The organism is Pelagimonas sp. (assembly GCF_058892305.1).
This window is the reverse complement of the sequence record NZ_JBZXVN010000014.1, coordinates 122,062-136,069: the sequence shown is the minus strand read 5'-3', so window position 1 is coordinate 136,069 and position 14,008 is coordinate 122,062. Positions and strand designations below refer to the sequence as shown.

Sequence of the window (14,008 nt, the reverse complement as noted above, 5' to 3'; positions counted from 1 at the left end):
CTGCAGACGCCGGTTCTACCCGACGTCGTGGTGATGAACCCGCCCTTCGCCTCCTCGGTCGATCGTTCCCGCGACAAGCACATCGCTGCAAAACATCTCATCGGGGCTGCAAAGCGTCTCGCGCCCGGCGGGCGGCTGGTGGCGATCATGCCGCCGGGATTCACGCCCGAACGCGATGCCGCGCATTGGTCCCGCGCCTGCGGTCTCCTGACGCCACGCTTGGCGCTGACGATGCCGGGGCAGGTCTACCGCAAGCTCGGCACCTCTGTCGAAACCCAGCTGATGGTCTTCGACAAGGTGCAGGAGGACGGCGAAATGATCCGCGCCGCGGTTCAGGATCTGGAGGAAGTCCTTCCTTTCGTTGACGCCGTGGCCGCGACCCGGACCGAGATGCGCCCAGTCCAACGGGCGGCAGCGATCCCTCATACTCGGTCGAGCGTTCCATCATCTGCCCCGCGCAAGGCCGCCGCTGCGCCTGTCGCCCCCTCCAAACCCCGGGCCAAGGCCGTTGTCCCGCTCAGCTTCACAAGCCTTCAGACCCCGCGCGACAACACGCCCATCTCGGACATCTATGCGCGCTACCGTCCGCAACGGATCGAGATCGCGGGTGCGCAAGAACATCCCACGCCGCTCGTCGAAAGCATCGCCATGGCCTCGGTTGCCCCGCCCATGCCCTCAAATACGGGCCGTGATGGCTTGCGCCTGCCCGCACGGTTGATCGAGGAGGGAGATCTCTCCGAGGCGCAGCTCGAGACCATCATCATGGCGCATGATGCCCATGGGCGTGATCTGCCCGGTCGGTTTACCATCGATGACGACCAGACCAAGCTGACGCGCGCCGATGATGACCCGGATGCACGAGCCTATCGCCTTGGCTATTTCCTCGGCGACGGCACCGGTTGCGGCAAGGGCCGCGAATGCGCGGGGCTCATTCTCGTGAACTGGCTGGCCGGGCGCAGGAAGGCGATCTGGGTCTCCAAATCCGCGACGCTCATCGAGGACGCGATCCGCGACTGGACCGATCTCGGCGGCTCGCCCGCCGACATTCAGCCGCTCTCCAAATGGAAACCGGACCAGCCCATCCCGATGGGCGACGGTATCCTCTTCGTCACCTACGCCACGCTGCGGTCCGCGGGCAAATGCGGCACCACGCGGCTGAGCCAGATCCTCGACTGGATGGGCGAAGATTTCGACGGCGTCCTCGCTTTTGATGAGGCCCATGCCATGCAGAACGCGGCCGGATCGGAGCAGGGCAGGGGGGTCAAACCCTCCCAGCAGGGCCTTGCTGGCCTCCGGCTGCAACTGGCAGCACCCCGCGCTCGCGTCTTCTACATCTCGGCCACGGGTGCGACGAGCGTCCACAACCTCGCCTATGCCGCGCGGCTGGGGCTCTGGGGGCAGGGCCCCGAATACCCCTTCCCAAGCCGCGAGAGCTTCGTTTCTGCGATGGAAGCCGGCGGTGTCGCTGCCATGGAAGTGGTCGCGCGCGATCTCAAGACGCTCGGGCTCTACACGGCGCGTGCCCTCAGCTTCGACGGCGTGGAGTATGACGTGCTCGAACACGCGCTCACTCAGGCCCAGATCGAGATCTACGACGCATACGCGACTTCGTTTCGGACGATCCATCACAATCTCGAGGCCGCGCTGACAGCGACCGGCGTCAACGACGCCTCGGGAGAGACTAATGCCTCGGCCGCACGCTCCTCGGCCAAATCTCGCTTCGAGAGCACGAAGCAGCGCTTCTTCAATCATCTGCTGATGGGCATGAAGGCCCCGACCATCATCCGCGCCATCGCGGACGATCTGGCGGCGGGCAAGGCTTGCGTCATTCAGGTGGTCTCTACAGGCGAAAGCCTGCTGAAACGTCGGCTTGAGACGATGGACCCGGAGGACGAGCTGGTCGAGGGCGCGCTAACGCCGCGCGACTACGTCCTGGGATACCTCGAACAGGCCTTCCCGATTCATGCGCAAAAGCTCGTGGAGATTGACGGCAACATGGTGGCGGAACCCTTGCGGGATGAGACCGGCGCGCTCGTCGTCTCGCGCGAGGCGCTCGCCCTGCGCGATGCGGCCATGATGGAGTTGATGACGCTGGCGCCGATCCCCTCGGCGCTCGATCAGATCCTCTGGGCTTTTGGCGACGAGGCCGTCGCAGAGGTCACGGGTCGGTCCATCCGCCCTTTGAAGGCCGAGGATGGTCATCTCTTCATCGAGAAGCGCGCCGCCAGCAGCAATTCATCCGAGACCCAAGCCTTCATGGACGGCGAGAAGGATATCCTTATCTTTTCCGATGCGGGCGGGACGGGCCGGTCCTATCATGCGGCACAAACGGCGAAGAACCAGAAGCGGCGGCGGCACTATCTTCTGGAGCCCGGCTGGCGCGCGGATGCGGCCATCCAGGGGCTCGGGCGCACGCATCGCTCGGCTCAGGTCAGCGCGCCCTTCTTCCGGGTCTGCACCTCGGATGTGCATGGCGAAAAGCGTTTCACCTCGACGATCGCCAAGCGCCTCGACCAGCTGGGGGCCTTGACCAAGGGCCAGCGCGAGACCGGCTCGCAAGGCATGTTCCGCGAGGAGGACAATCTGGAGAGCCCGATCGCGCGGGCCGCATTACGTGGGTATTTCGCCGATCTTGCCGCCGGGCGCGCTGAGCCGATGAGCTACGAGAGCTTCACCGACTGGACGGCCCTGCGGCTGATCGACAAGGACGGGGTTTTGCTGGAAGAACTTCCCCCGATCCAGCGGTTTCTCAACCGGGTGCTTGCCCTTCCCATCCACATGCAGAACGCGCTCTTTGCCGAGTTCATGCGTCGGATCGCTGATCAGACGGAACGGGCGCGCGCGGCGGGCACGCTCGATCTCGGCGTGGAAACCCTGCGCGGCGAAAAGATCGAACAGGTCTCCACGGAGGATCTCTGGACCTGCCCGAAATCCGGCGCGGTCACACGGATCATTGGGCTTCAGGTCACGGACCCGGTGTATGTGTTGTCCGCGGATGAGGCGCTCTCGCGCAATCCGGATAAGACCACGATGGTAAACCGCGCTTCGGGACGCGCGGCGCTCATCTCGGCGCGGCCCATGCAGATGTATGACGAGGATATCGTCACCCTGATGCGCAAGGCGGTGCGGCCCAATGGGTCCAGCTATCTCGAGGAGACCCGGTTTGAGGCTTCAGCCTGGGAAAAGATCGGGGGGGCAGAGTTCACCCGGCTCTGGGATGACGAAGCCGCGTCCTTGCCAAAAACCAGCATGACGAAGCTCTACCTGCTGACCGGGCTGTTGCTGCCGATCTGGAAGGATATTCCGACCACGAATGAACGCATCTACAGGGTCACGCCCGACGGCGGAACCAGCATGATCGGCCGCACGCTGAGCGAGGAAGGCGCGGCGGCGCTGCGCGCACGCTTCCTCGTTTCCAACCCACAAACCCCAGAAGAAATGCTAACCGCCGCCCTAGGCTCCACTGCCCAGGTCGATCTGGGCCGCGGCCTGACCCTGACCCGCCGCCGGGTGGCAGGCGAGGTGCGCCTCGAGCTGGGCGGTGCCGACAAGGGCATGATCGAGGGTCTCAAGGCCATGGGGTGTTTCACGGAGATCATCGCCTTCCAGCTTCGTGTGTTCCTGCCGCATGGGGACGGAGTCGACACATTGGGCATCCTCTCCCGGATTGTTGGAACCGGACCAGGCGCCACGCGGGACGTAACTTCAGTGGCAGCAGAATAGCGAGGGGGCGATCATGACACTCGAAGAGATCAAAGCCGCCATCGATGCAGGCCAAACCTTGCATTGGGCCAACACCGGCTACCGCGTGCACAAGGACGGCCTCGGCCAATACCTGATTACGTTTGAGCCGAACGGTAGCACCATAGGGCTGACCGACCGGAGCGGGCTGCGGCTGAACGGGGATGAGGCAGAGTTCTTCATCGCGAAATCGGAGGAGGGCGACGAGAAGAGCCAAGACAGCCATCTGAGACCAGACGGGCAGGGGAGGGGCGTCGTACCCGGCGGGGAGGTGGCACAATCTCTCAGGCGCCAGCGCTGAACTGAAGGTTGGGGAGAAAGGAAAGCGAGCTTTCTGGTTTGTGATCCCAGGAGGGGTCGAAAAAGAAATCCCGGATGCTCTGGCAAGGACGTCAGGCACCGGCAAATCCAAAAGGAACCATCCCATGTTCGCAGGAACCCTGACCCGCAACACCGAAACCGCCCAATATTCAGGCATGATCCACAGCAGCCGTTTCGACATTGCCATCCAGCTCGAGAACCGTCCGAAGATGTCCGAGCGCAGCCCGGATTACGACGTGACCGCGGTCAACAAGTCGGGCCGCAAGGTCCGCATCGGCACGGCCTGGAACGAGACCGGCAATACCAGCGGCAACCCCTACATCTCGATCCAGATTGATATCGGTCTCGGCCCGTTCCGCGTCAACGCCGTGCAGACGATAGAAGCGCGTGCAGCCAAGAGCGGCGAGTTCGAGATCATCCCGATGGTCTCCAACGGCTTCATGAAATCCGGCTCGATCTCGGGCGAGCTGACCGCGATGGACGCCGACAACGCCTTCGCCGGCTACATCGCCAATATGATGTTCGATCTCGATTTCATGTTGATCGAGAACGACTACAAGTCCGAGGACACCCATCCCGATTACCGGGTCGAGGTCAGCTCGCCCCGCGGTAAGCCGATCCGCGTCGGGTCTGCCTGGATGGCCAAGAGCAGCCGCACGGGCAATGACTACCTGTCGCTGTTGATCAACACGCCCGATGGCGACCTGCGCGTCAACGCCGTGCAGAACGAGGAGCAGCGCGGCGGCAAGACCTTCTCGATCATCCCGTTCATCGACGGTGGTGAGCAGCCGCAGGATGCAGGCGCGGGGCTGTCGCTGGTCGCCTGACTACAGCAAGAGGCCTGAACAACCGAGCAGCAAGGGGAGCCGTGGTTACACGGTTCCCCTTTTTCTTCGTCGGTATGTTTGTGGGCAACCCGACACATGACCGGCGTGAGATGTGTGCTTATTTCGCCAACAGTTCCGTGGCCGTCCGCCTAATTCTGGCCTCGACCGCTGAAACTTCCAAGTTATGTTCTTTGGCAATCAACCGAATGGCCCCGTGCACGTCGCCTGGAGCCTTATCAGACTGAAACGGGGCATCCGTTTCGGTGAGAAGTTGTTCTATAGGGATCGTTTCAAGCAAGTTGCGCCCCCGTGGAGCCAGCAGCATCTGTTCGTTGACCGAAAAACAGCAGCCTAGTTCTAAAGCGCGTCTGATCTCCGCCCCCGAAGCGTTGAACCAGTGCAGAACAGGAACACATGTGCGATGCGCCCCCGTTTTCTCGATGACATCAAGCACCTGTTTAGCGGTTCGAACACTGTGAATGCTGATTACCTTATCGCCGAGCCTTGCGCAGAGCGCCATCACGCGTTCGAACACCAATTTCTGGCGTTCGAATGAAGGATAGAACCGGCGACCTGCATCCAGGCCGACCTCGCCGATATACCTGGTCGAGGGAGCGAGTTCTTCGAACAGAGATAGCTCCGATGCGCGTTGCGCGACAAGCTGCGGGTGCATTCCAAGGGCTGCATGCACAAAGCGCCTGGTACGGGCCATCTCGGCGTTTCGGGCAAAAGCCTTGGGTGTAGTCGTCACTGCCAGGGTTAGGCACCGTGCGGCCTCGCAACGCGCATACTCCGCCGCCATATTCTGACAGAGGTCGAGATGGCAATGAAAGTCGACGGGGCCGGACCAGTCCGCGTCAGACATGTTTTGTCCTCACGCCCTTGAGTATCTCTGACACTTCATCCATGCCTCGGCGATACACGTCGACATATGCGTCCAGATCATCGCGGTCGAGGGGTCCTGGCTTTTGCACGAGGAACCTTGCCCGACCGGGATTTTGCCGCAAATTCTCTGCGGCAAACATGAAGGATCGGATATTTTTGCCATCGGCAGATTTTGAGTCCAATGTGCTGGCCTTAAGGTCATCCAGAAAGTACTGTGTCGTATCGGGTCCATCGAGGCCCGCCGCAAGGGAGGCACGACGGATCAAGCAGGGGACGCAGCGTCCGCAATGCTGGGGCGGCGCGCTTTCGAAACGGACCTGTGCAGGATGGGAACAGGACATCGAGGTCGGGGCAAGTTCGGCCAGAAGGTCACGATCAAGGCACTCCCTGGCCATCTCACCCTTAGTCTTGAAGCGATAGGGGTTTTCCAGCGACACGTTGATGCCCAAGACTTTGACGAGATCTGACATCGAGCGGATGAAATGCGGATGGGCCGTCCGCGTGCTAAGCGACCCGAGCCTATGGGCGTCCATGGGAACGTTGAGCGCGATCAACCCATTTTCGGGGATGAGCACCTTGTCTGTGGAAGCGACGGCGTCGGCCGCAACCACTGCGAGACTGTAGAAGAGGAAGGAGCGCGCCCTCTGATTGTTGTCGCTCCCGGCTTCCGGGAAATCCTTCTTTCGGAAGCCGATATAAGCCCGGACGGATTCGAATGCGTCCTCGTGTCGGTCTTTCAATACCTCGAGCAACTGCCTCTGCGCGCTCGACGCCTCGCCGTCCCAGTAATGGCTGACCAGGAGTGGCCGCTGCCCCGAGGCAAGGAGATCGATCGCACCGATGAGACTGTCCAATCCGCCCGAGAACAGGCTCACTTGCGTGAAGTCTGTGAAGTCCATCTCTTCGGGTTGCTTCGTGAAGGACTGGAATTCGTCCGGCCGGTGACGGAACGTGAAACTCCAATGATCGCCGGTCAAGAATTGCAGCATTCGGGACAGATGGTCGTGCTGGTGTCGCCAGAGCTCGGGCTCTGCCACGGGAACGCTGAGATCGATCATGCGCGTCCATCCGTCATCGGCGTACCGTTCCCGCGAGACGCCGGTGTCGGCGGCGTACACCGCGGTAGCCATGATCATGAGGTCGACCGCGGCCTCGCTCGGTCTCGCGCCCAGCTTGAAGAGCCGGTCCAGCAGCTGACCCAGTCCCCTGTCGAGATCCCCAAAATTGTCGATCATATCGATGATTATATCAGCCGCACCCTCAGCAGATGTCACGTCACCGCGCCCCAAACGGACAAAGATATTTCGTCTCATTGCATGGTCTCCAGGACGGCTCCGAGCATGTCGAAGGTGTCTGCATAGACCTCGGAAATGCTTCTGTCGATTTCGGGTTGTGTCGGTTGGGATTCGACATCGAACCGGTTACCAAGCGCGTCCCTGACCCGTCCCTGCGTAAAATCGCGTGTGATCCGCTCGGCCTCCCGGAAGTCGGCGTCGGATGCGGATCCGTGCAACGCGTTCGTACCGATCTCGTTCAGGACCTTGGTAACCACGCTCCGGGTGATCACATCACACAAGAATTCATCGAGTTGATCGGGTGAAAGCTCATCGAATGCGCCTGGATCATCTTCCGCGACCTCTGCGATCGCTTCGAGCATCGCGTCACGGGCGATCGATTCATCGATCGTCCCACCATCGGGACAGATTACCTCCGCGACGGCCTCAAGGACCTCCGCGGCTGGCCGACCCGCAAGGCCTTGAAGATCAAATCGGGCGAGCGCCGCCTCGGCACCTTCGTTCGCGACGGCGCTTGCGAGCCCGGCGACACCGGATGCGACCCTGGTAGAGTGCGGCATTCGCCGTGCGGCCCCGGCTCCGCCTCCCGCAGCGCTGACGTAACCTTTCAACGCCCGTCCGAGCGACTTGCTCCCGCCACCGTTCGTGAATCGGGTGAACTGGCCGCGAGGATAGGTGAATGCGCCGCCGGGAGGGGCCAAGGCGGGCGGCGTCTGCACTGCACCCTTCTCTCCGCCCTCGTCCGGGGTCGGTTTTTCGGTGTCAGAACCATCGCTTCCGTCGTGATCGGATCCCTCTTCACCACCGCCCATGCCCGGATCGACGCCGTCGACCCAGTCCGGAACGAGGCCGGACGCGGGTCCACCGTACGAGCTCGAAGTTCCCATTATCCTGTCCCCTTCCCACGGCCACTTCGTCCACCACCCGCAGCGAGCTGGAGCGGTTTGTTCTCATCAAGTTTGGCCCAGCCCTCTTTGAGTTTGGCAAACTCTCGTTTGGCTTCCGCTCCGGTGAAGATCTTGTCCCAGCCCGTGGCTGCCCATGGCCCTAATTGACCACTTGGCAGGTCCGCGAGAAGGCGAACCGTAGGGGTCTGGAGATTGGCGGATATTTTGCAAAGCTCCGCAAGGCCTTCGATGCCACCAGGCCGCTTCTTCAGATCTGTTGCGGCCCTGATCCTTGCGGCCACCACGTCAAAGATCTGCTCGATCTCTCCGGGCGTGAGCTTTGCGATTTCTACTGCCGCTGCGCGCGCGCCTAGGGTGCTGCCGCAAAGCTTCTCGATCCAGTCCTCTTTCAGAGCGAGATTGGTGCCTGCAGTGAATAGCGCCTTGCGATCTCGGGACACGAACAAATACGGACGCAGATCCTCGTCCGCGAGCGCGGGGGCTACCAAAGCCCATCGTCTGACCCATTCGCTCGCAAGAAGGTCGTCCTCCGGAAGTCTCTCCGTTTGACCCCGGCCCTTGGCGGTGGCCGGTTTCTTGGATTTTTCGGGCTCTTCATCATCTTTGCGCAACGCCTCCTCGAGTGTCGCAACGGTTATGGAGGAGCCGCTGACAGCGGCCTCGACCTCGAGGCGTTCGAAGAAATCGGCCTTGAAACGTTCGGCGAGCATCAGCTTGGCGAGGACCGCGGGGTTCACATCGTCACCGATCCCGCGCGCATCCGCGATGGCGAGACGGAGATTGAGCGTGTTCAAAAATCTCTTGATCTGCCTCGGGTTGCCTTGAGCGCCTTCAGCGAGCGGCAGCGCGAGTTGATCGGCGAGAATGAGCGCATTCTCCAGCTCCGCCGAGACCGCACCGAGACGCTCTTCGATCACACCGCGGCTCAGCCCGTTCCCGTCCCAGGGACGTCTGAGTGCTTCGCGACCTAAGTTGAGCAATGTGTCGAAGGGGGCCGAACCGGTGTCGAGCGAGCTACCGGCGACGAGAAGCGTGAGATAGATCTTGGTCTCGACGTATCCCAGTGGCGGTAGTCGGAACGGCACCTGAATGAGCTTTTCGAGGTAGTTCCGGGCATAGGTCGACGGGCCCGACGATAGTGGCAAGTCCGGGAAATGGGACCTGACGGCGTATTCGATCATTCCCTCGTCGGCGGCGATGACAAAGGCCGCGCCGGGCACGAACAGGAAGAGCCGTATCGCCTCAAGTGTCTCGATCGCCGTGGCGGGAAGGCATCTGTCCAGATCGTCAACAACAACGACGAGGCGATCTATGTCCGCGGCCGCGAGCAGTTCCTCGAATTCCACCCTGAAGGCATGAATATGGGCAGGCAAGGTTTCGGCTTCAGGGTCGTTAAGACAATCTGTGACATTCTTGACGTACCCTGTCATATCGCCAACCGTCAGATCTTCGCCACCGGCCAAGAGCTTCTTCCCCTGTTCCATGAGCCCGCCGAGCATGTCCGGGGATGGGATGCCGGTAAGTCCGGTCAGGGCGAGGCCACCCGCCTTGGACGCGACTTTCATAAGATCGACGCGCTTAAGCAGTTTTTTGGATGCGTCTTTCAGCTTGGTGGTGAAGGCCCGATCCCGCAGCAATTGCTCTACGATCGTTTCGATGATGACGGTCTTTGCGTCTTCGAGGCCTTGGAACAGCCAGCCGTTGAACCGGACGACGGATGTGCGATCGTCCTCTGAAAACGCGTCCTCCAGCATGAGCAACACGCTCGATTTTCCAGCACCCCAGTCCCCATGGACGCCGACCGTGAGAGGTTCGTTCCCAGAGTCTCTGATCACCTTCGCGACCGTCGCGGAGACGGCTTCCGAGTAGATCATGTCGATGGCGGTCTCGTTATCTGGAATAATCATGAAAGTCATTTCTGTAGGATTTCGAGGTTTCAATAATTGTCGATTGCGCGCAGCTTTGCCGCCTCGTCGCTGGCGCTGGCCGAGTGATTAGTTGTAAACCGGCAGGCTTGCCCGATCTATTGGTCTTCTTTCCTCGTTCGGTTCTCGTCATAACAAGTCTCGAACCGGAACAAATGCTTGGTTGGTTTCAGCGGCGCGTCGCAGCTTTTCGTCAAGCACGTCGATCAATGAGAGACGGTTGTGAACGACCTGATGCAGATCCAACCCATCAGCACAGATTATATTTGTGCGTCTACCCGTCCTGAAAGCCTTGAGGCCGTCTTCGGAGAAGCCCGAATTACTGATGAAAAGCCCGCGCGCCCAAGTCGCCTTGCCTGAGACCTTTCCCGAAAAGGTTAGCAGATCGGATTGTCCCGTGCGACCAGCCTGCCATTTGGCTTCCACGAGGTATGTTTCGCCGTGCAACTTGAAGCTTCCGTCAATCTGTTCGCCTGTCAGTTTGAAAGGCGCTCGCGGCGTCAGACCATACGCGGCGAAAAGTTCGGTTAGAAAGCGCTCATATTCATAGCCGCGCCGCTGAGGCGGGTGTTCAAATAGGCCGATCAGGCGCGCCGATAGCGTGTGCGCTAACTCGTCCGAAAGCGTGGCCTTCTTTGGTTCCGGAGTCGCCTCCGGCTCGGTTTGGGCTCCCGCCAGTGATTCAAGAAACGTGGGATCGTTTAGCTCGAGCACCTTTATCGACAGACGCAAAAGGAGCGCGTTCAAACCATCTACTTCCGCGCGGGTTAGCGGCTCGCCTTTACCTCTGCGCCAAGTCATCGATTGCCGGACGATCGCCAACATCAACGCGCTGAGCTTGTGTCGCCGTTGACTGAGGGTTGACGACAACATTTGAACAATGGCCGGACGCTTGCTCGCTCCGGTCCACAAGTCCTCGCATTGGACTTGTGCCGCTGCCAATGGGAATGCGGTCCGTGAGTTTCCGCTCCCAGGCAAGAAGTTGTAGAGAAGGTCCGCGAGATCCTCGACGCATTGTTCCTCGACGAGATTCATGAGCGACCCCACAGGCATGAGAGCGGAGCAGCGAACATGTTTTCGCCGAACGGTACGACCCGGTCATGGTCGTAAAGTATCATGCCTTGGACGAATTTCTTGCCGCAGGCGTCCGCTAGTTTTCGCATTCCCGAAAAATCACTTGCCGAAACGGTGGCGGACGACTTCACCTCGATCCCGACGACCTCACCTCGTCGGTTCTCCAATACGATGTCGACCTCGTTCTTGTCCTTGTCTCGGAAATGCGAGAATGTGCACCGCTGTTCGCTCCACGTCGCGATCTTCCGCAACTCGCCGAACACGAACGTCTCCAGGATCGCGCCAAAGCTCGTTTTGTCTTTTCGGACTACATCTGGCGAAATATCCCGCATTGCTGCCAAGAGGCCCGCATCGAAAAAATGGAGCTTGGGCGACTTGGTCAGGCGTTTTAGACGGTTCGTGAACCAGGGCTGCAGGGTGTGAACGAGATAGAGGCTCTCGAAAACACTCACATACTTTTGTGTGGTGACATGATTGAGGTCGATGCTGGCACCGATGCCAGTATAATTGACCAGCTGTCCTGAGTGCTCGGCAAGCACCGACATCAGTTTCGGCATGATGGCAAGTTGTTCGATCTGGGCCACGTCTCGGACGTCGCGCTGGACGATCGCATCAAGATACCCGTGATACCAATCCTGCTTCCGCGCCCATCGCACTCGACCGAGCGCTTCTGGATACCCTCCGGAGAGGACGTTTTCAACGAGGTCGTCACCGACAATCATGTGGTCAGCCGTCGGCATCTCCCGCGCAAAGGCCCGATCAATGAACCCCGATTTCGTCCCAAGGATTTCTGCTTGCGAGAGTGGCAACAATCGAACGACCTCCATTCGGCCGGCAAGGGAATCCGCCACTTTGGGAATGGTCATGAGATTGGCCGAACCTGTTAGGAGGAACCTCCCCGGTGTCTTGTCGTCATCGACCAAGTTTTTAATGGCGAGTAGAAGGTCGGGTGCGCGTTGGATTTCATCGATTACTGCGCGGTCCAATCCGCGGACGAAACCGACCGGATCATCGATCGCCGACCGCAATACGTTGGCATCGTCCAGTGTCAGAAAGGGTGTCTTGTCCGACGCGATTTCGGTTGCAAGTGTCGTTTTGCCGGATTGACGCGGCCCCGAGATGAGGACCACGCGGGTGTCGGACAGCGCCTCTTCCACTCTAGCCTTGGCAAATCTTGGGTACATCGCCGCGCGACTCCTTTTGACCGATTGAAAGTACGTCTCCGACCAATTGAAAGTCAACTGCCGACCAATTGAAAGTTGAAGCCCGACTGAATGAAAGCACACAACCTCAGCTCGCAAGCCTAACGTGCTGGCGACAATCCTGCCTTCTTTGGCAACGCTGTTCGCCGGTTCTGCGAGATTTCGAGTACATCACCTCCGTCGTGCTGTGCGATCTCGAGTAGGAAGCGGGAGCACCTGATTCTCTGCTTAGCAACCAGCCTCACGGCCTCCCCTGCTCGGCTTCGCGTGTCGCAGGTGAGAACGGCCCTGCGGTCCGTCGCGCATTCGGCCATTCGGCCTCACCGCGGCGTAGCGCTTGGCATCCCGGTTTGCCCGTCTCGCGAGCACGTCGCTCCCCGGCCGCTCCGCCGGATTGCGCTCTGGTCTGTTTTGCTGGGCAAAACGATCCCGCCGCTCCATCCGTCTTCCGCGTCCGCTCGCGCCGTTTGCCTGCTCGTGTCGGGCAAACCTACCGTCAAAACACACACACATGAGCGCGGAAGCATATCCTCCGGATGGCCCCCAAATCAGCCCGCCTCAAGGATCGCAAAACTTTTCGGCGAGGGCGGGGCCTGTGGCGCGGGGTGAACCCGTGCGTGAGCGCGCGCATGTGTCGGGTGCTGCGCTCGGAAAACTTTTGCGCCCGGCAAGCCGGCGGCTGCGCCGTCCCTGACCCGGGCAGATTCGGAAACCAGACATTCGGCCATGCCACCACACTCACGTGGTGGTCGAACCCAATATCTGGAGAATGAACATGGCTTACGATCAAGCGAACACCTACGAGACCATCGAGCTTTTCGGGCTGACCGAGAAGGACGCCCATCTGCCGATCCCGGAAGATCACATCCTGAAGGACAGCATCATCCGCGAAACCTTCGAAACCCTGCTCGGTCAGTTGCGCGGGACCGGCCTCGAGGCAGAAATCGAACCGCTCGCACATGGCCTCGCGACGATCCTGCAACGGCGCAAGGTGACGCTCGGCAAGGAGGTCGATCGCACCGCCGACAAGATCGGCGCCCTGGCGAAGTCCCACGACGGATCGGAAATCGCCGAGACTGCCCTGGAAGAGGCGCAGGCCCGCTTCCTGCACCTGCGCGAGATCGTCGGCGCCATCGAGGTGATGAGCGAGGCAGCGGCGGAATGCTACGAGATCGAGACCGGCCATGCCTTCATCCCGGCGGCAGGGTCACGCGCCAGTGGTCGGGCGCAGGAGACCGGGGCCGTCTTCGAGGCCCGGCAGCTTCTGGAGCAGCATGATCGCGAGACGGCCGCGAAGTCCAAGGTCGAAGGCGTGCCGCTGATTGTCTCTGGCGCAACCGACTGGACCGATATCGATGTGATCTTCAATACGCTCGACAAGGTTCGGGAGCGGATCAAACAAAACCGCAATCAGGAGATCTTCCTCTGCCACAAGGGTGGCAAGCACGGGGCCGAGATGATCGCGGCCCGGTGGGCCCGGGCGCGCGGGGTCGCGCAGGCGCGGTTCGATCCGCGCTGGTCCGCGCATGGGCGGGCGGCACCGTTCAAGTGCAATGACGAGATGCTGGACGACAAGTTTGCAGCGACGGGGGTTGTTCTCTTCGGCGGCAATGGCGTGGCGCTGAACCTCGGACAGAAGGCCGAGGCAAAAGGGCTGACGGTAATGCGGGTCACTGATCCGGCGAAGAAGACCGCGGAGATGTAATTGATAGGGTCGCCTAAGGGCGGCCCTTTCTTCGTTTCTCAGAGGTGCGCGAACCTCAGGGGTATCGCAGTGAACTCCAGCAATGGGCATCGAAAGTCTTGGTGATTGCAATCTGGCCAATCTGG

Annotated in this window: 10 protein-coding genes; 4 read left to right on the top strand and 6 right to left on the bottom strand. The window is 60.7% G+C overall.

Features of this window, described 5'->3' with window-relative positions; all coding sequences use genetic code 11:
* The 3 genes from AC5EFR_RS06095 to AC5EFR_RS06085 form a co-directional block, all read left to right on the top strand.
* Positions 1-3,723 (top strand): strawberry notch family protein (locus AC5EFR_RS06095; protein WP_493574989.1); only part of this gene is annotated, 3,723 nt, incomplete at its 5' end.
* A 13-nt stretch (positions 3,724-3,736) separates the two neighbouring features.
* Entirely contained in the window at positions 3,737-4,042 is a 306-nt protein-coding gene (locus AC5EFR_RS06090; protein WP_110796919.1) for a hypothetical protein, read from the top strand.
* Positions 4,043-4,166: 124 nt separating this feature from the next.
* Positions 4,167-4,889, top strand: a complete 723-nt coding sequence (locus AC5EFR_RS06085) for a DUF736 family protein (RefSeq protein WP_110796917.1) — start codon at positions 4,167-4,169, stop codon at positions 4,887-4,889.
* A 118-nt stretch (positions 4,890-5,007) separates the two neighbouring features.
* Here the strand turns inward: AC5EFR_RS06085 and qatD are convergent, their stop codons facing one another.
* The 6 genes from qatD to AC5EFR_RS06055 form a co-directional block, all read right to left on the bottom strand.
* Entirely contained in the window at positions 5,008-5,754 is a 747-nt protein-coding gene (qatD, locus tag AC5EFR_RS06080; RefSeq protein ID WP_110796916.1) for a Qat anti-phage system TatD family nuclease QatD, read from the bottom strand.
* Positions 5,747-7,087 carry a Qat anti-phage system QueC-like protein QatC gene (gene qatC, locus AC5EFR_RS06075; protein ID WP_110796915.1) on the bottom strand — a complete coding sequence of 447 codons (1,341 nt, stop codon included), beginning with the start codon at positions 7,085-7,087 and terminating at the stop codon, positions 5,747-5,749. The genes qatD and qatC overlap by 8 nt, the downstream gene beginning before the upstream one ends.
* On the bottom strand, positions 7,084-7,956 hold the full coding sequence (qatB, locus tag AC5EFR_RS06070; RefSeq protein WP_162617238.1) for a Qat anti-phage system associated protein QatB: 873 nt from the start codon (positions 7,954-7,956) through the stop codon (positions 7,084-7,086). Before qatB ends, qatC begins: the two co-directional genes overlap by 4 nt.
* On the bottom strand, positions 7,956-9,893 hold the full coding sequence (qatA, locus tag AC5EFR_RS06065) for a Qat anti-phage system ATPase QatA (RefSeq protein ID WP_110796912.1): 1,938 nt from the start codon (positions 9,891-9,893) through the stop codon (positions 7,956-7,958). Before qatA ends, qatB begins: the two co-directional genes overlap by 1 nt.
* Positions 9,894-10,031: 138 nt before the next feature.
* The gene (locus AC5EFR_RS06060; protein ID WP_110796952.1) at positions 10,032-10,937 is read right to left on the bottom strand and encodes a restriction endonuclease; all 906 of its coding nucleotides are present in this window, start codon (positions 10,935-10,937) and stop codon (positions 10,032-10,034) included.
* Entirely contained in the window at positions 10,934-12,133 is a 1,200-nt protein-coding gene (locus AC5EFR_RS06055; RefSeq protein ID WP_235851889.1) for an ATP-binding protein, read from the bottom strand. Before AC5EFR_RS06055 ends, AC5EFR_RS06060 begins: the two co-directional genes overlap by 4 nt.
* Positions 12,134-12,953: 820 nt before the next feature.
* Between AC5EFR_RS06055 and AC5EFR_RS06050 the strand changes: the two genes are divergently transcribed.
* Positions 12,954-13,883: a DUF2493 domain-containing protein gene (locus tag AC5EFR_RS06050; RefSeq protein ID WP_493574988.1), complete on the top strand. Its 930-nt coding sequence runs from the start codon at positions 12,954-12,956 to the stop codon at positions 13,881-13,883.
* Positions 13,884-14,008: the final 125 nt, after the last annotated feature.

Bases quoted from the DNA above. Each gene is read 5' to 3' on its own strand.
- AC5EFR_RS06060 (WP_110796952.1), bottom strand. From the start codon at position 10,937: ATGAATCTCGTCGAGGAACAATGCGTCGAGGATCTCGCGGACCTTCTC.
- qatA (WP_110796912.1), bottom strand. From the start codon at position 9,893: ATGACTTTCATGATTATTCCAGATAACGAGACCGCCATCGACATGATC.
- AC5EFR_RS06050 (WP_493574988.1), top strand. From the start codon at position 12,954: ATGGCTTACGATCAAGCGAACACCTACGAGACCATCGAGCTTTTCGGG.
- AC5EFR_RS06085 (WP_110796917.1), top strand. From the start codon at position 4,167: ATGTTCGCAGGAACCCTGACCCGCAACACCGAAACCGCCCAATATTCA.
- qatB (WP_162617238.1), bottom strand. From the start codon at position 7,956: ATGGGAACTTCGAGCTCGTACGGTGGACCCGCGTCCGGCCTCGTTCCG.
- qatD (WP_110796916.1), bottom strand. From the start codon at position 5,754: ATGTCTGACGCGGACTGGTCCGGCCCCGTCGACTTTCATTGCCATCTC.
- qatC (WP_110796915.1), bottom strand. From the start codon at position 7,087: ATGAGACGAAATATCTTTGTCCGTTTGGGGCGCGGTGACGTGACATCT.
- AC5EFR_RS06090 (WP_110796919.1), top strand. From the start codon at position 3,737: ATGACACTCGAAGAGATCAAAGCCGCCATCGATGCAGGCCAAACCTTG.